At 59.8% G+C, this 22135-nt stretch carries 28 protein-coding genes and 1 tRNA gene; 15 read left to right on the top strand and 14 right to left on the bottom strand.

Features of this window, described 5'->3' with window-relative positions:
- Window positions 1-63 precede the first annotated feature (63 nt).
- The 3 genes from BPHYT_RS05730 to BPHYT_RS39625 all read right to left on the bottom strand — a co-directional run bounded on the left by BPHYT_RS05730 (window position 64) and on the right by BPHYT_RS39625 (window position 1547).
- Window positions 64-426, bottom strand: a complete 363-nt coding sequence (locus BPHYT_RS05730; RefSeq protein WP_012432205.1) for a hypothetical protein — start codon at window positions 424-426, stop codon at window positions 64-66.
- A gap of 14 nt (window positions 427-440) precedes the next feature.
- Window positions 441-956 (bottom strand): phage regulatory CII family protein, encoded by a 516-nt coding sequence (locus tag BPHYT_RS05725; protein ID WP_012432204.1) that lies wholly within the window; start codon window positions 954-956, stop codon window positions 441-443.
- A 381-nt stretch (window positions 957-1337) separates the two neighbouring features.
- Window positions 1338-1547: a Cro/CI family transcriptional regulator gene (locus BPHYT_RS39625; protein WP_083772040.1), complete on the bottom strand. Its 210-nt coding sequence runs from the start codon at window positions 1545-1547 to the stop codon at window positions 1338-1340.
- Window positions 1548-1634: 87 nt separating this feature from the next.
- Here BPHYT_RS39625 and BPHYT_RS36660 point away from each other — a divergent pair, with 87 nt between their 5' ends.
- The 8 genes from BPHYT_RS36660 (at window position 1635) to BPHYT_RS05680 (ending at window position 6622) form a co-directional block, all read left to right on the top strand.
- Complete coding sequence (locus BPHYT_RS36660; RefSeq protein ID WP_012432203.1) at window positions 1635-2024, top strand: helix-turn-helix domain-containing protein; 390 nt, start codon at window positions 1635-1637, stop codon at window positions 2022-2024.
- 229 nt (window positions 2025-2253) lie between these two features.
- Window positions 2254-2451, top strand: coding sequence for a hypothetical protein (locus tag BPHYT_RS05715; protein ID WP_012432202.1), 198 nt, complete (start codon window positions 2254-2256; stop codon window positions 2449-2451).
- A 217-nt stretch (window positions 2452-2668) separates the two neighbouring features.
- The gene (locus tag BPHYT_RS05710; protein ID WP_012432201.1) at window positions 2669-3016 is read left to right on the top strand and encodes a hypothetical protein; all 348 of its coding nucleotides are present in this window, start codon (window positions 2669-2671) and stop codon (window positions 3014-3016) included.
- A gap of 231 nt (window positions 3017-3247) precedes the next feature.
- The gene (locus tag BPHYT_RS05700) at window positions 3248-3562 is read left to right on the top strand and encodes a hypothetical protein (RefSeq protein WP_012432199.1); all 315 of its coding nucleotides are present in this window, start codon (window positions 3248-3250) and stop codon (window positions 3560-3562) included.
- Complete coding sequence (locus BPHYT_RS36655) at window positions 3555-4925, top strand: ParB N-terminal domain-containing protein (RefSeq protein WP_012432198.1); 1371 nt, start codon at window positions 3555-3557, stop codon at window positions 4923-4925. The genes BPHYT_RS05700 and BPHYT_RS36655 overlap by 8 nt, the downstream gene beginning before the upstream one ends.
- A complete protein-coding gene (locus BPHYT_RS37125) occupies window positions 4922-5374 on the top strand; it encodes a hypothetical protein (protein ID WP_012432197.1) in 453 nt (150 codons plus the stop codon). Before BPHYT_RS36655 ends, BPHYT_RS37125 begins: the two co-directional genes overlap by 4 nt.
- An 8-nt stretch (window positions 5375-5382) precedes the next feature.
- Complete coding sequence (locus tag BPHYT_RS05685) at window positions 5383-5616, top strand: hypothetical protein (protein WP_012432196.1); 234 nt, start codon at window positions 5383-5385, stop codon at window positions 5614-5616.
- 52 nt (window positions 5617-5668) lie between these two features.
- Window positions 5669-6622, top strand: coding sequence for a DNA cytosine methyltransferase (locus BPHYT_RS05680; RefSeq protein WP_012432195.1), 954 nt, complete (start codon window positions 5669-5671; stop codon window positions 6620-6622).
- Window positions 6623-6675: 53 nt separating this feature from the next.
- Here the strand turns inward: BPHYT_RS05680 and BPHYT_RS05675 are convergent, their stop codons facing one another.
- The 3 genes from BPHYT_RS05675 to BPHYT_RS05665 form a co-directional block, all read right to left on the bottom strand.
- Window positions 6676-7686 (bottom strand): hypothetical protein, encoded by a 1011-nt coding sequence (locus tag BPHYT_RS05675; RefSeq protein WP_012432194.1) that lies wholly within the window; start codon window positions 7684-7686, stop codon window positions 6676-6678.
- A complete protein-coding gene (locus BPHYT_RS05670) occupies window positions 7676-8815 on the bottom strand; it encodes a ParB N-terminal domain-containing protein (RefSeq protein WP_012432193.1) in 1140 nt (379 codons plus the stop codon). The genes BPHYT_RS05675 and BPHYT_RS05670 overlap by 11 nt, the downstream gene beginning before the upstream one ends.
- 104 nt (window positions 8816-8919) lie before the next feature.
- The gene (locus tag BPHYT_RS05665; protein WP_012432192.1) at window positions 8920-10017 is read right to left on the bottom strand and encodes a site-specific integrase; all 1098 of its coding nucleotides are present in this window, start codon (window positions 10015-10017) and stop codon (window positions 8920-8922) included.
- Between the two features lie 217 nt (window positions 10018-10234).
- Here BPHYT_RS05665 and BPHYT_RS05660 point away from each other — a divergent pair.
- Window positions 10235-10309: transfer RNA gene (locus BPHYT_RS05660), tRNA-Arg, on the top strand.
- A 200-nt stretch (window positions 10310-10509) separates the two neighbouring features.
- Here BPHYT_RS05660 and BPHYT_RS05655 read toward each other — a convergent pair.
- From BPHYT_RS05655 to BPHYT_RS05640, 4 genes are all read right to left on the bottom strand, one after another.
- Window positions 10510-11256: a YoaK family protein gene (locus tag BPHYT_RS05655; protein ID WP_012432191.1), complete on the bottom strand. Its 747-nt coding sequence runs from the start codon at window positions 11254-11256 to the stop codon at window positions 10510-10512.
- 186 nt (window positions 11257-11442) lie between these two features.
- Window positions 11443-11757, bottom strand: coding sequence for a hypothetical protein (locus tag BPHYT_RS05650; RefSeq protein WP_012432190.1), 315 nt, complete (start codon window positions 11755-11757; stop codon window positions 11443-11445).
- A gap of 324 nt (window positions 11758-12081) precedes the next feature.
- The gene (locus BPHYT_RS05645) at window positions 12082-12300 is read right to left on the bottom strand and encodes a hypothetical protein (protein WP_012432189.1); all 219 of its coding nucleotides are present in this window, start codon (window positions 12298-12300) and stop codon (window positions 12082-12084) included.
- Window positions 12301-12457: 157 nt separating this feature from the next.
- Entirely contained in the window at window positions 12458-13354 is an 897-nt protein-coding gene (locus BPHYT_RS05640; protein ID WP_238535630.1) for a class I SAM-dependent methyltransferase, read from the bottom strand.
- A gap of 175 nt (window positions 13355-13529) precedes the next feature.
- On the opposite strand from BPHYT_RS05640, the gene BPHYT_RS05635 reads away from it, so the two are divergent.
- A complete protein-coding gene (locus tag BPHYT_RS05635; RefSeq protein WP_041758310.1) occupies window positions 13530-13787 on the top strand; it encodes a hypothetical protein in 258 nt (85 codons plus the stop codon).
- A 205-nt stretch (window positions 13788-13992) separates the two neighbouring features.
- On the opposite strand, the gene BPHYT_RS05630 is transcribed toward BPHYT_RS05635, so the two are convergent.
- The 3 genes from BPHYT_RS05630 to BPHYT_RS05620 form a co-directional block, all read right to left on the bottom strand.
- The gene (locus BPHYT_RS05630) at window positions 13993-14700 is read right to left on the bottom strand and encodes a glutathione S-transferase C-terminal domain-containing protein (protein ID WP_012432187.1); all 708 of its coding nucleotides are present in this window, start codon (window positions 14698-14700) and stop codon (window positions 13993-13995) included.
- A 225-nt stretch (window positions 14701-14925) separates the two neighbouring features.
- Window positions 14926-15147: a hypothetical protein gene (locus BPHYT_RS05625; RefSeq protein WP_041758309.1), complete on the bottom strand. Its 222-nt coding sequence runs from the start codon at window positions 15145-15147 to the stop codon at window positions 14926-14928.
- A gap of 192 nt (window positions 15148-15339) precedes the next feature.
- A complete protein-coding gene (locus BPHYT_RS05620) occupies window positions 15340-15531 on the bottom strand; it encodes a CsbD family protein (RefSeq protein WP_012432185.1) in 192 nt (63 codons plus the stop codon).
- A 176-nt stretch (window positions 15532-15707) separates the two neighbouring features.
- On the opposite strand from BPHYT_RS05620, the gene BPHYT_RS05615 reads away from it, so the two are divergent.
- From BPHYT_RS05615 to BPHYT_RS05595, 5 genes are all read left to right on the top strand, one after another.
- Window positions 15708-16034, top strand: a complete 327-nt coding sequence (locus BPHYT_RS05615) for a hypothetical protein (protein ID WP_012432184.1) — start codon at window positions 15708-15710, stop codon at window positions 16032-16034.
- A gap of 284 nt (window positions 16035-16318) precedes the next feature.
- Window positions 16319-17599, top strand: a complete 1281-nt coding sequence (gene dcm / locus BPHYT_RS05610; protein WP_012432183.1) for a DNA (cytosine-5-)-methyltransferase — start codon at window positions 16319-16321, stop codon at window positions 17597-17599.
- Window positions 17600-17656: 57 nt separating this feature from the next.
- Window positions 17657-18103, top strand: coding sequence for a very short patch repair endonuclease (locus BPHYT_RS05605; RefSeq protein ID WP_012432182.1), 447 nt, complete (start codon window positions 17657-17659; stop codon window positions 18101-18103).
- Between the two features lie 162 nt (window positions 18104-18265).
- Window positions 18266-18769: a YbhB/YbcL family Raf kinase inhibitor-like protein gene (locus tag BPHYT_RS05600; protein ID WP_012432181.1), complete on the top strand. Its 504-nt coding sequence runs from the start codon at window positions 18266-18268 to the stop codon at window positions 18767-18769.
- 108 nt (window positions 18770-18877) lie between these two features.
- On the top strand, window positions 18878-20335 hold the full coding sequence (locus BPHYT_RS05595; RefSeq protein ID WP_012432180.1) for an MFS transporter: 1458 nt from the start codon (window positions 18878-18880) through the stop codon (window positions 20333-20335).
- A 155-nt stretch (window positions 20336-20490) separates the two neighbouring features.
- Here BPHYT_RS05595 and otsA read toward each other — a convergent pair whose 3' ends face one another.
- Entirely contained in the window at window positions 20491-21927 is a 1437-nt protein-coding gene (gene otsA / locus BPHYT_RS05590) for an alpha,alpha-trehalose-phosphate synthase (UDP-forming) (RefSeq protein ID WP_012432179.1), read from the bottom strand.
- Window positions 21928-22135 lie beyond the last annotated feature (208 nt).

Genomic DNA, 22135 nt, shown 5'->3' with positions numbered 1-22135 from the left:
GAAGGGTTACAACGGCGAAGCAAGGAACTCGCACCGCTCAAAGTCACTTTGGTGTCCCCCTGATTACTTGCCGCGAAGGCGGCGCCATTCCGCCGACATGAGCTGATCGAAGCACTCCAGATCGGCAGGCGTGAGCCCGCCCTCCAGCTGGCGCCTGAAGTCATGTCGCTCGGATTTTGTCGGCAGCGCCGCGCAGATCAACGCGGCCCGCTGTACGAACACAGGAACAACCGCCGCACGTAATGCTGCCTGGCGAATCAGCGCGAGGTTGGTCGGAAAGGTATTGATGAGTGATGCCAGGAATTGGGGTACCTGATGAGGATCCCGATCGGCGATCCATTGCAGAGCGGACATGCCGCACGCGAGTTGCTGGTTGACGTCGCAGGACAGTTCGACGCGCTCGCGATGCGGGTTGCAGCATGACATTCCGGCGCAAAACCTCATGCTGACCGACGTCCCATCCTGCTAACAGCCTGCACAGTGCGCAAGAGTCGGTCGAGCAATTTCTGGTTTTCCCTCGCAGCCAAGGCTATGGAGTCGGCCTCGTGCGGGGTGATGCGACCATCCGAGATAGCATCGATCACCACACTCGATACATCGCCCGATCTCTGGGCGGCTTCCGATGCGGCGATCGCAACAGCCTCGACGGTGCCGTTCGAGTCCTGCTCTGCAGTTGGATTGGCGCTCAAGCCGAATCGCTCATTGAGCGCACAAAGTGCATCAAGGTATTGCGGCTGCCGCTTCTCTTCCATCCACTCGAGCAGTAACTCAAACATCTCCATGGACAGGCGGTTTTCGCCTTCGCCACGCAAACGCAGGCGCAACGACTCAGTGCCAATGCTCTTGCCGCGACGATTGGTCAGGAACGCAGCAGCGTCCGCAACGCCGCCGGGCGTGCTGCGCACCGACGTGTAAAGCACATCAAGCCAGTCCGTGCCGCTATATCTGCATGTCATTCGAAGCCCCGGTGTCTTTGTTGGTAACGCGTTCCATTCTGGTTAGCGTTTGGAAGCGCTCGTACTATGCGAACTTGCCCAGCTACGCAGCCGCAGCCGAAGCGGCCCGCAACGATCGGCGATCTTTAGGGTTGTGCGGCCTGACGAATGCAGCGGGCTTGGGTGAGAGGCAGGCTCGTCGAGGAGCACTTGAGTCTTCCGCAAGTGTTCGATACGGAACACTTCTGAATTCCGAGAGCGGATACGATTCACAAGCATCGAGTCACTCGCTGTTCGAACTAGGCAGCGCCCGTTGATGGACTGATCGACGCATGGTCGACATACCTCCAAGGCATTCAATGGCAACTCCGCGCCATCGCCGAGAGACGTCGGTGCATCCACTTAGCAATGTTCTGCGTCCTGAAGACTCGTCGCTGTCACGTGGCCCGACGGTTCTTCAAACCACTCCGGTCGCCGCTCCCGTAACTGGTACAAACGCAGCGGCGGTACGCCATCGTTCGGCCATCTGGAAACCGCCTGGCTGGAAACGCGAAGAATCGCGGCGAGTCTACGGACGCCGCCTGCACGGTCGACAAGTTCTGACTTGGTCATATCGCCTCACTAGTTGCCGGCGAATGGTAACTATAGTTTCACGCAGAGTCAACCATGGTTATCTGAACCAGTGGTAACTTCAGTTACATGAACACGATTGGCACGCGCATACAGCGACGACGAGAAGATTTGAATTTGTCCACCCGGCAACTTGCGGGCGCGGTGGGCATCTCTAATGCCGCTGTCACAAAGCTGGAAAAAGACCAGTCAAAATCGCCATCGGCCGAAAATCTTTTCCGGCTTGCGATTGCGCTGAAGACGGACCCCCAATATCTGCTTTACGGAGAGCAGCGCTATAAATTTGCCGCAGGGTCGAGCCGCGAAAAACAGGCTGAAAGTTGGCCCTTTTCTGTTTCGGCAAGGCAAATTGAGGCGCTCACTGAGCGCGATAGGTCGCAGTTGGACCGGATTGTCGAAGCGTTCGTGGCTGGTTGCCAGCCTGACGAAGCCCGCAGTGAACATCGGAAAGCCAGTTAGCAGTCGGACATGAAGGGGCAATTATTTACATGTTCCCTAACAAAAGCCGACGTTTGGTAAGCAAGGGAAAGATTCGACAATAGGTTGTCGCTTCCTGACCATGAAAAAAACCGCCACGCGCGAAAGGCGGTTTTTTTGTGACCTGCTCGGTAACTATAGTTGACATACCAACACAAGACACTTAGAGTCCGGTAACTGTAGTTACCCATCAACTAACTTGGTTACCGCCATGAATGATTTCCACGCAGAGTTGCGCCGCGAATGGCTATGTGAACTGCAACACAGGATGACCCCGCCGCAAAGCGACTTTGAAAAGTCAGCCGCGTGGCGCGGGGTGTTCATCGCCGCATTTATCGTCGTCGTGATCAATATCCCGGCGTCGCCGCCCACGGGGCAGGCACACGCACCGGTCCGGGCCACGGTGTAGCCGCACGATGGTTCGGCGAATTCCCGTCACGGATGCTGACATCGCTCGGGAACACCGCCTCCGCCATCTGCCCGGCTCTGCCGTCGACTCGATCACCAATCCCGCGCTTCGAATCTGCCTCGCCAATTGTGCCGAGCTCAGGAAAAAGCAAGCGCAGCCCAAACAACCAAAGCTGGACGGCAAGCGTCTTGCCGCTGGCGATACGGACTAACGCCACATGCCAAGAGCAAAACTCAACGCACCGCCGGAGCCTACACGGCGCGACACCATCGGTCTGCGCTCGACATTCCACTACGATCCGATGGCGCCACGTCCCACAACGCCAGTCATGGTCGGAGAGTATGTCGTCGCACGGAGACCGCTTGCTGACAGCGTACACACGCTTTACATGATTCTCGACGGCACTGAGGTCGTCAGCACATCGATCTCTTATCCGAACGAGGACGACTGCGCGACGGCGATCAAGAGAAATCTTCGCAAACGAGCCGAGTCGCTTGCCGTAACTACAATTGCCAGGGCGAGCAAGCGCAAGCCGCGCGCACTGCGCGTGAAGGAGGCTGCATGACCTTCGCCCTCCTCGTCGCAATCACTACATGCTGTGCCGTGTGGTTTCTTACCGGCCATGGTCAGCAACGGCACATCGGCTTTGTCTTCGGCCTGGTCGATGCAATTCTGTGGCTCTTCGCTGGTGTGTCAGCCGGCAAACTCATCGTTGTCGCAATCGCGGGATTCTGCGCTTTGTGCTTCGCACGGCCGTTTCTGCACGCGTGGTCGGGGAGACTTTTCGGGAGGCGCCATGCGCAATGACCTGTCTCCGATCTGCAAAGCGTTGATCGCATTTTTAGCTGGCCAACGTGATCCGCTGACGATCGACAATATCGAGGCCGCGTTGCCACATGCCGATCGACATGCGCTCCGCCTCGACCTGCACATGCTGGTGCGAGGTACGGTCGTGCGACAGGCCATCCGACGCTCGGACGAACGACTCGTGTACTGGCTCGCCGGCCTGACTATCGCTCCGTTTGACGGCACGTTGTTTCACTATGCCCCGGATGCCACGTTTGCCGATGTAGGCGGCATCCAGTCCACGCTGGAGGCGAATCATGGCTAGGACCAGCCCGCTCGTTCTCGACGCAATGATCGTCACTGGCAACACCAAGGCCGCAGTCAAGGCCGCCGGCGGCGGATCCTCCGACCTCTGGACGGTACCGCCGGATCAGATCCATTACGACCCGCGCGACAACGTTCGCCCGCTCGACCAAGACCGCGTGCGCCATCTCGCCGAGCTGATGAAAGCGAACGGCTATGATCGCAAGAAACCGCTCGGTTGCTTCGTACGCAAGGTCGGCGGGGAAGACCGGATTTATGTGTACGAAGGCCAGCACCGATACCATGCGGCGCTGCTCGCCATCAAGGAAGGCGGGTTTGCAAAAGACAAGGAGATTGACCGGCTACCGTGCGTGATCGACGAAGCCAAGTCAGTCAATCGCGCCAACTTGATCTATGCCGGCATCAACAATAACGACGGAGAGAAACTCACGCCATTGCAGCTCGCAGAGAAGGTCGTTGAGCTGCAGGAGCTCGGCGAGCCGAACGCCACCATCTGCGATCGCCTCAACGTTACTGACCAGACGATCCGCGACGTGCTGCTGCTCGCCCATGCGCCCGCCGCACTCCACAAGCTCGTCCGTGACAAGGTTGTGGCATCGACGCTTGCGATCGAAGAGATCCGGACCCATGGAGGCGAGAAGGCACTTGAGCGCCTTACGAACGCAGCGGCACAGGTGAAGGCCAGCGGGAAAGCCAAGGTCACCAAGAAGGCGCTCGCGAAGCCAGCAGCCCACAAGATCACGGACGTACAAGCAAAGTTACTTTTACAGGCGCTTCAGTCGGTCCTGCACGACCCCGTCTTCGGCAAACTTCTGCCCGAAACGATTGCAGGCATCCACACCGTGTTGACGCCGCTCGCCGACTTGCTAGACGCGAAGCCGTTGTCTGCAAAAAAGACCACGGCGAGTCGTGCGGCATTCGAGGCAACGCCATTCGACAGTCGCGAGTTTAAGGGCAAGGGCGCCTTGAAAAGCGTTGGAGCCGACATTCGCATCGGCAGCGTTGACGGCGGTCATTACGTTATGGCGACAACGATCCTACTGCCGGGCGAGGGGCGATCTGGCCCACTCAAGGCGGCCGACGTGACAAGCGGATTCTACTGGTCGTTACCGGAACAGGCATTCGCGGCCGGAGTTCGCTCGATTCGCAAGTTCGTGCGATTCGAGGCGAACAATGCGCGCAACGGTAAGGAACGCACTGCGATCCTGACGTGGCTTGCTACCCTTTGCGCGGCCGAGCCTGAGATCGCGCGCTTCGTCGAACTGCAGGAGCGGGTCGAGCAGCAGGGCAACGCAGCGTGGCCCTTTCCTTCGTCACCGGTGGTTCAGCGGGCCCTGCGCAGCGGCGAGCGGGAGGGGAAATGATGGTTCTCCCGGCCACTTCTACCCCCTGTCCGCTGCCGCATAAGCGGGAACATGCGGGTACACGCTCACGCCATTTCCACGCTGGCGCCGTCCCGGCACGGACATCGAATGACGACGTCAACGGTAGCGGGCTCCCGCCCGCCGAAGCGATCCAGAAGGACGAAGCGCCGCTTTCGCGGCGCAAACCAATCCAGACGAACGAAGGCCAATCGGATTCCCGACTGGTCACCCTCGCCCGGATCGCAGCCCTTCGCCTCGAGCTCCGCCAGTTGACCGAAGTCATCGCTCTTGGCGCCGACATCGAGCTGCTCGATCTCATGCGCGACGAGGTAGGCAGCTATAGCCGGCACAAAGCCGCGCAAGAAGCGCGCACGTGGGCCGAACAGGCCCGCCTGTCCATTGAAACCGGTTTGATGCAGCTCGATCGAGCGCTGCATCCGTCGACGTGAGAGCAACCATGAGCCTACTTACCCGCGCGTACATCCTCGAAAAATTCGGTCCGCGTCTGACCATGGGCCAGCTCGCTACGCTTCTGGCCATGTCCGAGGGCACAATCCGCAACCAGGTCAGCGCAGAGACGTTTCCGATTCCGACGTACAAGGAAGGGGCTGCTCGCTACGCCGCCTATGACGCAGTAGCCGAATATCTCGACGACATGTCGAAGAAGGCTCGCGAGCGGGTAACATCGTGACGGAATCTGGCGCGCCGCGCCTCTGTATATAATGCCGGCGAACGGAGGAAAAATGCCAACGGCGGTTTCACTTTTTACGGGATGCGGGGGATCGGACGCGGGGCTCGTGTCGCTCGGCTTCAACGTGCTCATGGCAAATGATATTTTGCCCTACGCGCGAGACGTCTACCTGCACAACCATCCTGAGACGGACTATCGGCTCGGCAGCGTGGCCGATATCAAAAGCTTTCCGAAGGCCGAATTGCTGGTCGGTTGTTACCCATGCCAAGGATTCTCGCAGGGCGGTGCACGCGAAGCAAACCGCAACATAAATTACCTGTACCTGGAATTCTTGCGTGCATTGCAACAGATCCAGCCAAAAGCATTCATCGTTGAGAACGTGTCCGGAATGATCCGGTCGACCTATCGACATCTGCTGGACGACCAGATCAGCAAGTTTTCGGCGGCCGGGAAGTACGGTTATCACGTGCGGCCCGCTGTCATGAATGCGCAGGATTTCGGAGTCGCGCAAGAGCGCAAGCGCATCATAATCGTCGGTATCCGCAAGGATTTGGGCGTGGAGTATGCGTTCCCCTACGCCACGCATGGGGAGCACGGCGAAAAGGATCTCGCGACAATACGAGATGCATTGGACGGCCTGCCCGATTGGCCGACAGGGGAATTTTGCGAGGATCCATTTCACTGGTACTACATGTCGCGCAATCGGCGCCGGGACTGGTCAGAGACTTCGAAGACTATTGTCAGCCACATGCGCCATATGCCGCTGCATCCAATGAGCCCGGCACTGCGTCGCATTCACACCGACAAATGGGTTTTCGAGTCGGACGAGGCAGCGCGGCGCTTTTCCTATCGTGAGGCCGCGCGACTTCAAGGGTTTGGGAAGCAGTTCTCTTTTCCGGAAACTGACGCCGCTTCGCTGGCCATGAAATATCGCGTCGTGGGAAATGCTGTCCCGCCGCCGCTCTTCAAAGCCGTCGCCGGGTCGTTGCCCGATATCTGGTCTTAATTGCGCCGCTCGCCCGATGTGCCGCCACGACATGGCCACATCAGGCGCAGTTTCTATGCGGCGACCGCCGTGCGTTGCGGCTCAGGCTGCGTGACAGCAGTAAATTCGGTTTCAAACTGCGTGAACCAATGTGCCGCAACTAACTCGTCTAAATTCTGTCGCTCGACCAGACGAAAGATACGTTCCCGATCGATGACGATGCAACCGGATACATTGCTTGAGTCGACCCACTTCCCATCCGGCCCGCGATACGAGAGCGGGATGAACATCACATTCGCGGGCTCGTGCAGAAACTGGTAGTAGGACCTGAACGCGATAGGATGTGCCTCCAGCACTTTCGAAGGCCAATCGGTCTCCTGCGCACCGCATTGCGCGAATAGCGCGTGCACCGTCGTTGCGTCATCGCCGAACGGCACAATAGCCACTAGATCTAACCCAGCGTCACCGGAGGCGGACACCTTCGCGCAATTTTCCATGTTGATCATCTCTGGCTGCAAATCTTCGCCGAGCTTCACCAACGCCCTTCTTAAGTCGACGTCGTAGTACTCCCGCCGGTCCACCGAATTTGCATCAAAAATTCTGACGCTCGCGTGAGACGGAACCATACTGCGGAAAGCTATGGCGCAAAGACTCGTAAAGGCTGCAGCCCAGCGCTGCCGACAACCGTTATTCGGAAACGACCGCAAACGAGAGCATGAGACCAGCAACCTGTAAATGCGTGTCTGCGGCGTGTCGAGCGCCCGCTCCAAGTCGATCCGTCCGCCCCCCACGCGGAACGGATAGGCAGCCCCCATCACCGCCGCGCGATACTCGAGAACGCGCCACAAATCCTCTATGTAACGTTCCTGACGGTCTTGTACTTCCGCACCATTTTCGTCATTTCGCGGTCGCGCCGGCTGCCAGTCGAGATCCTCTGCCGCGACCGGAAGTCTCTCGGCCACATCTCCAATTTCGTTTTTGTGATATCCCGCACGACCGTCAGCGTTAGTCAGCAGAAGCAATTCAAGCAGGTCTGCGAAAAGATGCGGCGTGGTTTTGTGCAAGGCGCCCGGCTTAAAACTCATCTTCTGAATCCTTCGGCTTTTTGTCGGCGAGCTGCGTACCAATAAGCCTTACATTCTTGAAAATTGTTCTGGCAACGTCAACCGCTTCGGGCGCATAGTCCACGCTTGCGATCATTGACACCGCCCTACGCACAGTCGCCTCTGCCTCGTATAGCAATTCGAGGAACTCCGCGTCGACACCCTTCGTCATCCGATAGGAATACTCAAGCGATGCGCCATTCTGCAGTGCCTCAAGCGCCTTGCTTGTGGAAACGACTGCAGCAAGTTGACGAAGATTTCGAGATTCGCCGAGGACCGTCTTGCCCTTCTCGTCTTTCTTGAAGCACCATTCCGCGAGCTTCCGCACTTTGTGTACGTCAAGAGCGTCGGCGTCAACAATCGGGTTAGTGGGCAAATACTCCTGTTCTGCTGCATCCCAAACCGCACTGCCGACAAAAGACGCAATGTTTTCGTCTGCGAGGGCCGTGGAAAGGATCGAGAACTTGATGGATTCCTCTCCAAGCTCATCGATCTCAAAAAAATCCTGTTGCTCGATCACCTCATAGACGGCAAGTGCATCCAGATTGCGCTTAACGTGATCGCGCCTACTGCCAATTGCGTTCGCAACTTCTGCGTAGCGATCACCAGGTACTGCAGTGGTGTTCGTCATGTCAAACAGCTGCTTGAGGTAGCGAGCTTTAGCTAACGGCTCCCACTGCTTGACACCGGTGATATGTCGAAAACCCAGGTAGGGCAGCACTTCCTGCCGCGTCGCCCTCACAACCACCGGCAACTCGTCGAAGTCGCCCACCGAGTCGGACAACTCCCTCATCCGGGTCGAAGGCTTTGAACACCGGGATGGGTCGTTAAGAAGAATGACTGCGGTTAAGCGACGATTTCCTTCAACAACGTCGTAGAGGTCTTCGTTATCGCGCTTGACCGCGATCAGCGGCTCACCCGGAAAATATCCGTTTTCCGCGATCGCCGACATCAGATCCTCTATCGAGGTTGTCGTGGCCAAATAATCGATCATCGCCTCCTGCGTCCGCGCAACCGTCGTCGGCAGGCGAGGGTTCAGCGCATCAAGCCGCAAATCTTTTACGGCGATGATCTCTATGTCATTCGCTGGTTGGGGCTGTTTCTTTGCCATTTCTTTGCTAGCGAACTGCCAAAAATTGTCGTGGAACGTCAAAAATGCCCGAGCTGACCGTCGCAACGTTTCGGCGCGCCGCTATTTTAGCTCGTGACGGCAGATCAAGCCGCATTTACTAATTTCAGCCTGCCCTTCCTCGCTACCTGAGCCGGGTCTAGATTCGTATAACGCTTCAGGTTTCGCCAGTCCTTGTGTCCAGTCACGGCGGCCACTTCAGGAATCTGCCAGCCCGCCTCGAACAGCGCACTCGTCGCTTCGTGGCGCAGGTCGTGCAAATGCAGATCCACAATGCCTTTGTCGTCACACGCCCGCTTGAAGTACTTGCTAGCCGTGCCCTTGTCGAACCGGAAAATGAATTCGTTCTTGTGCGGCGGCACTGTCGGATCGGCCTTGCGCTTCTCCGCGTACGCCTCCGGCACAGGGTAACGCGCCTGCCGCATGATCACCTCGAACGAATCGCCGATTAACGGGACCCATTCATTGTTACCCATCTTCTGCCGGGGATGCTTGCGATCACGCACGAGCGCGAGATGATTTTCCGCATCAATGTCGTCCCACTGCAGATTGAACAACTCGCCGCGCCGGAACGCGCACTGCATCGCGACCCGCAGCAGATCCGGCATCGCCTGCTCGCGCTCTGGATGCTCAGCAAACCACGCAAATATCTTCCCGATCTCTTCGGGCGTCGGCCGCCGCTCGCGCCGTTTGCCTGCTTCGATCAGGTTCAGGTGGTGCAGTGTGGGCCGGGCGATCCCGGTCGCATCGGGCAGCGCCAGATCGAGCAGCGACCCGGTGTGCCGCATGACCGTACCGAGCTTGGAAATATCCATGTCGATAGTAAATCCGCCGGCGCCGGACTTCCTGCGCTTCTGCGCGAACTGCACGATGCGCTGCGTGGTGAGCTGCGCGGCAAAGTCACTTTCAAACTCATCCTGGAGCCGCTGCAGGATGTAATCCTCGTTCGATTTCGGCTTGACCGGGCGGCCCGATTCGGCACGGGCCTCGCGGTACTTTCTGATCAACGTGCCGACAGTGACCGTGGCCAGCTCGACGGCATGGATACCCTTCTCGATTTCGACTTCCTTCTCCCGCGCCCACGCCTGCGCTGCACCTTTCGTCCTGAATGTTTTTGCTATACTCTGGCCGCGTTTGCGTACCTGGGCACGCCAGCGACTGCCGACAGGCAGGATTGAAGCCATGTGATACCCCGCTCGGAAACTGTAGCAGTGCCAGATCACTTCCGACTGCTACAGGGTCAATTTGTAGCAAAAGTGTAGCACTGACTGCTACAAACGGGGATTCACAGGCTGTCACGGTGCTTCATTTAGGGTGAAGCAAAAAAAGCCGGAAACGCCCACGGGACAACGCGGAAGCCAGTAGCAGCAAGGCTCCGGTGCTCCCATTGTCAATATCCATCTCCCTGTAGTTCAATGGATAGAACAAGTGCCTCCTAAGCGCTAGATACAGGTTCGATTCCTGTCAGGGGGACCAGGAACTCGGCGGCAACTCGGCCGAAACCCTTTCCCAGCAAGCCCTTCAAGGTCCAATTGGTGCCTGTGACTGTACCAACGGGTGCGCCGGCGAGGAGCAGCCACTTGCAGCAAAGCCGGCGCATAGACGCGTCAAGCCCATGAAATGCTCGGCATGCAAAACGCAGTTCAATATCCCATCAACGAATCACAAAATGCGCCCTAGCAGCGCACACCACGCACATCATCGACCAAAGGCACAACAGCTAGCGTCAGCAGAACAATAGCGAGCGGCACACTCGCTATAAATCCAAGATATTTAAACCCGACGGCCCCCGCCACCCCCCCGGCAATAAACGAAAGCAGCAGCGAGCCAAGCAGCGCGAGTTTCTGCTTATCCGCCCTGACGGCCCCTTCCCCGGCAATCGACGGTGAATTCCAGTAGAGCATCTTGCCCAGTTCGATACCGACATCCGTTACCAGGCCGGTAACGTGAGTCGTACGAATCTCCGATCGCGAAATCTTCGTGATCATCGCGTTCTGCAGACCCATAACAAAGCACAGGACGCAGACGGTGGCAGGCACGAAAAGAAACCGATGATGTTCAAGGTTCGAGCCGAGCAGCCCGAAGCACAGCAGCAGAATGGCTTCAATCGCGAGCGGTGTCGCGTAGATGCTGTGCAGATTCCGCCGGCGACCCCAATTGATCAGGATCGCAGACGCAGCCGCGCCAACAAGGAACGAAAAAAGCGAACTGAGCCCCGAAACGAAGAGGCCCGCCTCGCCAAGCACGGCATTATCAGCCAGCGACGAGACGATCCCGGACATGTGCGAAGTGTACTGGCCAACGGCCAGAAATCCGCCCGCATTAGCCGCCCCGGCGACAAACGCCAGTGAACGCCCCAAACGACGGTTCGTCACGTCGGTACGTTCCGGTGCCGTAAAGCCACGAAGATAATTGATGGGCATTCTGAGCGCTCACTTGTGCCGCTTGTGCGTACCGTCCGTCGGACGGCCTGGCGCCAAAGATCGTAGCACGCGCGAGAATGGCATCAAGCATGGCATTCCGCTGCCGGCCCGGGCCACCGCAGCTACAAGGAAGCAATGACTCTTGAAATGTCCCTACGCACGACGCGCCGCACCGCGCCATCCCCTTCAAACGCGCGGCGCTTCCGTGCGAACGGCCCCAACGCCCGCATCACAACCAGATGAAATAGCCGAATTCCCCGAGAGCATGCAGTCGATGAACGTCTGCGCTCGCTTCTCGGCATATCTGAACGCATCTTGCTCAGACATAAATTCGAGTTGCTCTGGAAAACTCGCAACCTTCTGTGCGGGCTGACTGGACGAACTGATAGTCCAGGACACCTTGTACCGGCGTCCGACATTGTGCAAACACAACGTCTTCCCGGTCGTGACCTGAACGTCGATCCCGAACCCGCGATACGGTGCATAGGATTGGCAAGCCATGATCACTCTCCTGACGCGACGGTCCGCGTATGCGGTGAACATCGCGCAACCGCCATGCCCTAGGACGAAACGCCAGGGAAAACACCATTCCCGCCCAGAGACGCCGCGCGAAAAAAACTGAGCAAAAAAAAGCCGCAGCAATGCTGCGGCTAAAACACACACACCGCGCCCGGGGCGCTGATGCGAATCGTTATCTTACAGATACCTGTCGCCAAATATAACCAGGGATTTCGTATGAGGGTTGCGGCCGGCCGGCCGGCCATACAGCCGCACCATTTCGCTCCGCGCGGGCGCGTGCACATCAGTGATAAAGGCCGTGATCCGTTACTGCTCGATATACATGCGCCATTCCGGAAACTGCTCGAAAAAGCTTTGGCTCACGTAGATCTGATACAAGACCGGCAAGCTACTGTCGGTCGCAGAGCCAGGCTCGCTCAATACAGTCAGTCCGGGATCGACCCCGGAGACGCTCGCCCACGCAGTGAGATCGTCCGGCAGGTCGGCGGCTTCCTCGCGCGGCACACGCAATTTGATCGGTTTCATTGCAACTCCGACAAATGGTGAAGGGTGTCTACGGAAATATCATACAAAGAAGCGATGTACTGGTGCCAGCAATCTCGAGAGAGAACACTCTGCATCGATCGCGCGACGGCAATGAGCCATAGAAAATCGACAACCAGGCCCGAACCTGCGCGCACATTCAATACGATATGTCGCGCCCTTTCGAGCCGAGCCCTCGAAGCCTGGTCACCGCCGCGCGCAACGGCGCCGTGATTCGCCAGGATGTCGACGACTGGAGCGCGCTGATCGTCGAAGTCCTCGATGCAATCTCTTCCTGCATCGCGACAACCTTTTCCTGCATAGCTGCAACCGTCTCCTGCATTGTCACAACCTGCTCCTGCGTCGTCGCAACCTTCTGCCGCGCTTCCTCAAGGGCTGCCTCGGCCTCAGCGAGGCGCTCCGCTGTCTCGATCGCGCGCGCCGCCAGCTCGGCATCCACCGGGGCGCTGTAGAACTCCTCGGTCGTAAGTTCCACGCGAGGCGTTTCCTTGCGAAGCACAATGATCATCTCTCCGCCGGTTTCGCCGAGCGCCGGCACAAAATCGACGAGATTGAATTCGAGGAAACCCATCATCAGGATCGGCTTCAGGACTTTGGACTCGATCGTGCCGCTCTCGAAAACGTGGCTGTGAATACCGACATGCGGAGGTGCCTCCAGCTTGTGCCGGATACGGTTCATATCGAGCTTATCGGCCACGTGCATTGGCTTGTTGACGAATGCTTCGTCGTAATAGATCTCGCATTCGATTTGATGTTCGCGCGGAATGTCCTCGACACCGGCAACATACTCGGCCACGAAATGACTTAGCGCCGTATCCGGCCTGTATTTGTCGAAACTGAACTTCTTGTCGGGCAATGCTAAAAACAGCACTCCGCCGGGCCGCATCATGTCGCATAGATCGGCTAGCCATTGAATCATGTTGGGGGCGTGCTCCATCACATGATTCGCGATAACGTAGTCGAACTTATCGCTGATGTACTCGCCGTACCGATTCGAATGCACCACGTAGTCGATTTCGGGTATGTCGACGATCATGTCCGGGTGCGTGCATTCGCGAACCAGTTGCTCCCTGTCTTTCCAGTCCAGATATCGCACGTCCGCTTCCGACTTGAAGACGGTCGGCTGATCATACGGTCCTATCTCGAGGCCGATTCCCGATAGATCAGTATGTTTCAGTAGATGCCCGCGGCGCAGCGTCGTAACCAGATTCATGAACTACCTCTCGGCGTTAGAACAGGCAACAGTGCAACTTAGCACGTCTTACACGACCGTCGATGCAATCAACTCGCTGCCGACTTTATTTCTTGCCGCGGCGGCGATTCACGCCATCGTCAAGTTTTCGCCGTCACGCAAATCGCAATTGCATCGCCCGTCTCTCGACGGCAAATCAGGGACTAATGTGAGCGCCATTGATATGGCCACGGACTGCTGCCGTGAGGACCTTTGCAATAATGAGCGCCGCAGCTAACGGCGTAAGTGGGTAACCCAACGCCTGCAACGAAATGTCGAGCCGGTCTTGCTACCCGCGCGGAAATCTTTGCTCCGTCGCGCAGCGATGGGTGTAAAAACGGAAGCCAGAGAGGCGCCGCGAAATCCACGCAGAAGAACGCGCGGCGGGTCCAGGCTAAACGACGGCCGGCCGACGAAACTCGCCGCCCAGCCGCATAAATCGATTACGACGGACGCTTAGGAATATCGAGTCCCCTCGCCACGGCCGGACGCGCGACGAACGCCTCCAACACGCGCGTCACGTTCGGGAAGTCCTGAATGCCGACGAGATCGCCCGCTTCATAGAAACCGATCAGATTACGCACCCAGGGAAATGTAGCGATATCGGCGATTGAGTACGCGTCGCCCAGAATCCAGTCACGTCCTTCGAGTTGCCGATCCAATACGCCGAGCAAGCGCTTCGCTTCGCCGATATAGCGATCGCGCGGACGCTTGCCTTCATACTCCTTGCCGGCGAACTTGTGAAAGAAGCCGACCTGCCCGAACATCGGCCCGATGCCGCCCATCTGGAACATGACCCACTGGATCGCTTCATAGCGGCCGGCGGCATCCTGCGGAATCAACTGGCCGCTCTTGTCCGCGATATAAAGCAGGATCGCGCCGGATTCGAACAGCGGCAACGGCTTGCCGTCAGGCCCGTTCGGGTCGATGATCGCCGGAATCTTGTTGTTCGGATTGAGCGACATGAACTCCGGCGACATCTGATCGTTGGTATCGAAGCGCACGAGATGCGGCTCGTACGGCAAGCCCGTTTCTTCGAGCATGATCGACACCTTCACGCCATTGGGCGTGGGCAGCGAGTAGAGCTGAATCCGGTCCGGATGCTCGGCAGGCCATTTCTTCGTGATCGGAAAAGCGGATAGTTCGGTCATGTGGCGGTGTAACCCTTGTGCGAATGTGGCGACTTGAAAAGAGAATCGGGCCTCGGCAGCCGGCCGGACGACCGGCGGCGAAGCGCCAACGCAAGATCGCCAAATATAAACCGACTCGGCGCAACGCGTGCGCGCGTGGCCCAACGCTCATATCGACACGCAAGGTTTTACAGTCCACCCGTAACCGGCCGCTCGCGTACGCAAAACGCGCACGCTAACCGGCACTTACCACAAATCTTTGGTCGCCGTACCGGCGCGCAAGTTATAACCTTCGCGCCACAAGGAGGCGCCGACGCTCAGCAACAGCGTCTTCTGCTCGCCGTCGAGCAGGTCCCAAGCCGCCGCCAGCCAACTGGCGAAGCTCGCGCAAGTCTGCTCCAGGTCGACGGGCGTTTTGCCCTCGAGGTACTGCCGCTCGAACATCGAAAGAATTTTTTCGGGTGTCATGGGCGCCGTCTCCGCATTGGATGCGCCAAGTCTAAAGGCGGCGCACCGCATGCGGAATGCTCCCGACGCCAACCCCGGGTTACTCCCAGGCAATATCCGCCATCGGTCGAAAAAGTCCTTGTACGACGCAAAAGCGTCGGCAAAAGGAAAAGGCGCCGTAGCGCCTTCTCCGTCGCCCCGTCGCAAGCCAGATTACGGCGCGTTGCGCTTGGCGTTGTCCTTGGCGTCTTCCTTAGCGTCGCCATAGGCCTTCTGCACCTTGCCCGCGCCTTGTTGCAGGTCGCCCTTGATTTCCTTACCCGGGTTGTCCGTGGCCTTGCCGACCGCTTCGTTGACCTTGCCCTTGACTTGCTCGGCCACGCCCTTCACCTGGTCCTTGTTCATTTTCGGCTCCACTATTTGGAATGCCGGCGCGACATTACGCCAGTATCCAGACTGAGCAACGGGTGTGCCCGTGCCTGCGCGCCGCCAGGTTTTCTCTCGCACGCACCGCGAAAAAATATTTTCAATCAGGCCTAAAGTCCCGCCACAGCCTGCCGTAAAGGTGCCAAGGAGAAGCCATGGACCGCACACCCATCACGCTTTCGGGATCATCTCAAGCCGCACTGGTCGATCGCGACATTGCGCACATTGCGCGTGTGATGCGGCCGTCTTTACACGGCGACCTGGGCGGCCCGATCCTGCCGGCCGGATATTGGCGCAAGCGTCTCTACCAGTTGCTCGACGCCGGCAGCTTGTCCCACGCGCAACTGTGCACGGTCGACAGCCTCCTACTCCAGCTCGATCAATACGAAGCCGAACCTCAACTGGCGTGGGACGCATTGGCGCCAGCCACTGCCGCGTTGTTCCCGCCGCCCTACCCGGCCAGCGCCAGCCACCCGGCCTGACACGCCGGGAGCCTGAACCCAGCTCTTTCCGGGCCGGCGGCATTCCGTACACGCGAGTTAAAAAAAGGCCGCGAACCAAAGTCGCGGCCTCAACACGTCGCAACGCGGGGATTCGCGTCACGCCGCAAGCGTACACGCGCAACTGTGACAGCCACGTTTAGCCGCGCATTTGCTCTGTGCCGGCGTTCCCGACCCGGAAATTTTCTGCCCAAGCGACGCAAAAAATAGGGAAATGGGACGACCTTAGGTCATAATGTCCGCAAAAATTCCCAGCAAGGACACCCGTGACCCTCGCCGCACCGCTCGCACTGCTCAAGCAAGCGCGCGCCCGCTTCACTCAACGCGAAATCGCCGCGCATGTCGGCAAGGACATCAAGACGGTACGTCGCTGGGAAAAAGGCGAAACGCAGTGCCCGGCGATGCTGGAACCGGCCTTGCGCGATCTGCTGCAAAACCGCGCGCGGACCCGCGGCAGCGTGAGCGGCGACGCCCAGTTCCGCTTTATCGATCTGTTTGCCGGCATCGGCGGGATTCGCATGGGGTTCGAGGCGCACGGCGGCGACTGCGTCTTTACGAGCGAGTGGAACGACTTTTCGACCAAGACCTATCGCGAGAATTATCCCGGCGGCGGTGAGCATGCGTTGATCGGCGACATCGTCTCGTTTCCGGCTGAAGACGTGCCGAGCCACGACGTTCTGCTGGGCGGCTTTCCGTGCCAGCCGTTTTCGATCGCCGGCGTGAGCAAGAAAAATGCGCTGGGCCGGCCGCACGGGTTCGAATGCACGACCCAAGGCACGCTCTTTTTCGACGTCGCGCGAATCATTGCCGCTAAACGCCCCGCCGCGTTCCTGTTGGAGAACGTGAAGAACCTGCTCTCGCACGACAAGGGCCGCACCTTCGACGTGATCCTGCAAACCTTGCGCGACGAACTCGGTTACGAAGTGCACTATCGCGTGGTCGACGGCCAGCATTTCACGCCGCAGCATCGGGAGCGGATCATCATCGTCGGCTTTCGCGGCAAGACTGCGTTCTCGTGGGACGACCTGCGCCTGCCGCAAGACGGCCCGCGTCTCGGCTCGATCCTGCATCGCACGGACGGCAGCGAGCCGGTGCTGCCGTGGGACCACGACCGTTTCTTCGATCACGCCGGCCGACGCGTGCAGCCCAAGTACACACTCACGCCGAATCTCTGGACTTACCTGCAGAACTACGCGGAGAAACATCGCGCGGCGGGCAACGGCTTCGGCTTCGGCATGGCTTATCCGACCAGCGTGACGCGCACGCTGTCGGCGCGTTATCACAAGGACGGCTCCGAGATTCTGGTCTATCAGGGCGAGTCACTGCGTCCACGCCGCCTCACGCCGCGTGAATGCGCGCGCCTGATGGGCTTTCCCGATACCTTCCGAATCCCGGTGAGCGACACGCAGGCCTACCGGCAGTTCGGCAACAGCGTCGTGATGCCGGTGATGCGCGAAGTGGCGCGCATCATGCTGCCGCATGTGCAAGCCCTGCTCGCAGAGGAGACTCGCCATGGTTCGAAGCAAACGCTCTCGCTCTACGCGTAAGCGGCCGGTCGGCGTGGATAGCCGGCGCAACAACCCATCGTTTGAGCGCTAGAAGAGATGGTCGATATCGTCGATAGCGCAACCCGCAGCCGGATGATGTCCGGCATTCGCGGCCGCAACACCAAGCCGGAAATTCTGATCCGCAGCCTGCTGCATCGACAGGGCTTTCGCTTCCGGCTGGATGCGCGCGATCTGCCCGGACGCCCGGATATCGTCTTGCCGCGCTACCGCGCCGTGGTGCTGGTGCACGGCTGCTTCTGGCACGGCCACGACTGTCGTCTTTTCAAATGGCCGCAAACGCGGCCGGAATTCTGGCGCGACAAGATCGGCCGCAATCGCAGCAACGACGACAAGGTTTGCGCGGCGTTGCTCGCCGGCGGCTGGCGCGTCGCGGTGGTATGGGAATGCGCATTGCGTGGCGCCAACCGCGATATCGAAGGTGTCTTGCAGCGGCTCGTCGAGTGGTTGAAGAGCGACGCGCCAAGCTTCGAGGAACGCGGCTGAAAGCCGCCTGTAGTGCGCCCGGCTCCCACGAATTCGAAGGCCGCTGGTGATACACTCGATTGGCTAACTCGGGGTACTTCCGCACGGCGCCCTGCCCTGCAAACCGGTTGCAAAACCGCACGCCCCGACCATCCCAGAACCACTCAAGAAGGGAGGCACATCATGGCAGATTTCCGTCTCTGGTCCGACGAATTTCCCACCAACGGCTTCATGCCGAAAGCCCACGAATATCACGACAAGGCCTTCGGCGTAGACGGCGAGAACATCTCTCCCGCGTTGCAGTGGGAAGCGCCGCCACCCGACACGCAAAGCTTCGCGCTCACCGTTCACGATCCCGACGCGCCCACCGGCAGCGGCTTCTGGCACTGGGTCGTGGTGAACATTCCGGGTGACGCCCGCTCGCTGCCGCGCAACGCCGGCAAGGCGGACGGCTCGCTGCTGCCGCAAGGCGCGCTGCAAGTGCGCAACGACTACGGCACGGTCGGCTTCGGCGGCACCGCGCCGCCGCGCGGCGACAAGGCGCATCGCTACATCTTCCGTCTGCATGCGTTGCGGGTGCCGAGTCTGCCGATCAACGCGGACACCACCAACGCGGTGGCGCGCTTCATGACGCATCTGAACGAACTCGACTCGACCACTCACACCGGCCTGTACGAACTCAAATAACGCGGAAGACGCGCTGGCCGGCGCGCTCAGACGGCGCCGGCCAGCTCCTCGACGACGGCACGCGACGCGCGCGAGCGGCGAACCGCCCCACTACAACTCGAACAATCGATGCACGCACAACCACCGCGCAAGAACCGCGCCGACGGCACCATCGCCGCCGAAGCGGCCGACACACTCGCCCCCGATCCATCGCTGCGCGACGACACCGAACAAGGCCTGCCGATTCCGCAGCGCTACTGGGCGATGCTGGTTATCGCGCTATCCCTCACGCTCGCGGTACTCGACAGCGCGATTGCCAACGTGGCGCTGCCCACTATCGCGCGCAACCTGCACGCGAGCGCGGCCGGCTCGATCTGGGTCGTCAACGCCTATCAGCTGGCGATCACCATCTCGCTGTTGCCGCTCGCCTCGCTCGGCGACCGCATCGGCTACCGGCGTATCTATCTGGCGGGGCTGATTCTGTTCACGGTGGCGTCGTTCGGTTGCGCGTTGTCGACTTCGCTGCCAACCCTCGCGCTGGCTCGCGTGATTCAGGGGTTCGGCGCAGCAGGCATCATGAGCGTGAATACGGCGCTGGTACGCATGATCTATCCGCCCGCGCAGCTCGGGCGCGGCGTCTCGATCAACGCGATGGTGGTCGCGGTGTCGTCGGCGGTCGGGCCGACTGTCGCTTCCGGCGTGCTCGCGGTCGCCTCGTGGCCATGGCTGTTCGCCATCAACGTGCCGATCGGCATCGCGGCTATCGTCGGCGGCTTCAAGGCGCTACCGATGAACCCCGGCCACGAATCGCCCTACGACTATCCGAGCGCGGTGATGAACGCGTTCGTGTTCGGCCTGCTGATCTTTGCCGTCGACGGCCTCGGCCACGGCGAAGGATTCGGCTACGTCGCGCTGGAAGCGCTCGGCGCGCTCGTGATCGGCTATTTCTTCGTGCGCCGCCAGTTGACGCAGCCCGCTCCGTTGCTGCCGATCGATTTGCTCAGGATTCCCATCTTTGCGCTCTCGATCGGCACCTCGGTCTGCTCGTTCTGCGCGCAGATGCTCGCTTTCGTGTCGCTGCCCTTTCTGTTGCAAGACACACTCGGCTTATCGCAGGTAGAGACCGGGCTACTCATGACGCCCTGGCCTGCCGTCATCATCATCGCGGCGCCGATTGCCGGCGTGCTGTCGGACAAGGTGTCGTCGGGATGGCTGGGCGGCGTCGGTCTTGCCGCGATGACGGCCGGGTTGTTGCTGCTCGCCACGCTCGGCGCGCATCCGGACGCCATGCAGATCGCGTGGCGAATGGCCTTGTGCGGCGCCGGCTTCGGCATCTTTCAGTCGCCGAACAATCGCACCATGCTGTCCGCGGCGCCGCGCGAGCGCAGCGGCGGCGCAAGCGGCATGCTGGGCACCGCGCGCCTGACGGGCCAGACGCTCGGCGCGGCGCTGGTCGCGCTGATCTTCGGAATCGCGCCGCAACATGGACCGACCGTCGCGCTTTACGTGGCCGCGTGCTTTTCGGCGCTCGCCGCGGTGATCAGCACGATGCGCGTCACGCAACGAGCCAACGTGCAACCGGCCTGAGTTCCCGCAAGAGATTTTTTCCGCCGCTCCAATATGCCGACACAAAAAGGGCGTGGCTCGCGTCGTGCGAGCCACGCCCTTCTCTCCTAATTTCCACAACCGCCAATCAGACGACGTGACCAGCACGCGCGGCTGCAAAGCCAGCCGCTCGACCGTCAATCCCGCAACGACGACGCGGTCACGTCAGCGAGCTTTACCGCTTTGGCCGTCACCGAAGATGCCGTCGCGACGTTGCGCAGATCCGCGAGGAAGGTATCGCGCCAGACGGACAGATTGTTCTCGCGCATCGGCGCCATCATGTCGGCATGGCGCGCCTGACGCTCGGCTAGCGGCATCGACAGTGCGCGTTCCAGCGCCTCAGCCATCTGCGACAGATCGAACGGATTGACGACCAGCGCGCCGGGCAGTTGCTCGGCGGCGCCGGCGAATTGCGACAGCACCAGCACGCCCGGATCAGCCGGATCCTGCGAAGCGACATATTCCTTCGCGACGAGATTCATGCCGTCGCGCAGCGGCGTCACATAGCCGACCTGCGATTGACGGAACAGCGCCATCAGCAGATTGCGCTCGTATTTGCGGTTCAGGTACTGGATCGGCGTCCAGTCGAGTTGCGCGAACCGGCCGTTGATGCGGCCCGCTTCGCCCTCGAGCGTCTGACGAATCCTCTGGTAGGTCGACACGTCCGCGCGCGTCGGCGGCGCGATCTGCACCAGCGACACGCGCCCGTGCCAACCCGGCGCGTTCAGCAGCAGCCGCTCGAACGCCTGGAAGCGCTCCACCAGACCCTTCGAATAGTCGAGGCGGTCCACGCTCATGATCAGCTTGCGTCCGCGCATGCCGTCGCGCAGGCTACGCACTGGCTTGCGGTCGGTGAACTGCTCGGCGGCTTTGGCGATCGCGTCCGGATAGATCCCGATCGGATACGCGCCCACTTTCAGGAAGCGGTTATACGCGTGCACCATGCCGTCTTCGCTCGAGGTGCCGTGCTGGCCGCGCTCGATAAAGTCGACGAACGACTGGCGATCCGCATCAGTCTGGAAGCCGATCACGTCATAGCTGCACATGGCCTTGACCAGTTCTTCGTGCGGCGGAATCGTGCGCAGCACTTCCGGCACCGGAAACGGAATGTGCAGGAAGAAACCGATCGGATTTTTCACGCCCAGTTCGCGCAGGCAGCGTGCGAACGGCAGCAGGTGATAATCGTGAACCCAGATGATGTCGTCGGGCTTGAGCAGCGCCTTGAGCTGCTTCGCCAGCGTTGCGTTGACGCGCTGATAGCCCGCGTATTCCTGCCGGTCGTAGCGCGACAGGTCGTTGCGATAGTGGAACGTCGGCCACAGCGTCGCATTGGAAAATCCGCGGTAGTACTGGTCGTAATCGCGCTTGGTGAGGCCCACCGTCGCGTACGTCACGTTGCCTTGTTTTTCTATCACCGGAGCGCTCGGCTCGCTCACCGTCTCGCCGCTCCAGCCGAACCACACCCCGCCGCTTTCCTTCAGCGCGTCCAGCACGCCGATGGCGAGGCCGCCCGCTGCGGGACGGCCTTCCTGCGTCGGCGCGACACGATTCGATACCACGATCAGTCTGCTCATTGGTGCTCCACCTAGTTCAGTTGTTTCGTTGCATACGGCTATGTGTCGAAAAGATGCATGCAAGTCGCGTGCCGTTTTTAGAGATGCCGGAAATAAAAATGTATGTAAATGTGACGAACGAGCAGAAACACGCGGCGCCACCTCACCGCGAAGAAGTTTTTTCTGCTTTGTATGACAAAACCGGAAGGCCTCATGCCGGCCGTCATAT

Source organism: Paraburkholderia phytofirmans PsJN (assembly GCF_000020125.1).
GTDB lineage: Bacteria > Pseudomonadota > Gammaproteobacteria > Burkholderiales > Burkholderiaceae > Paraburkholderia > Paraburkholderia phytofirmans.
Note: the sequence above shows the minus strand (reverse complement) of the source record. Positions and strands in the feature narration are given on the sequence as shown.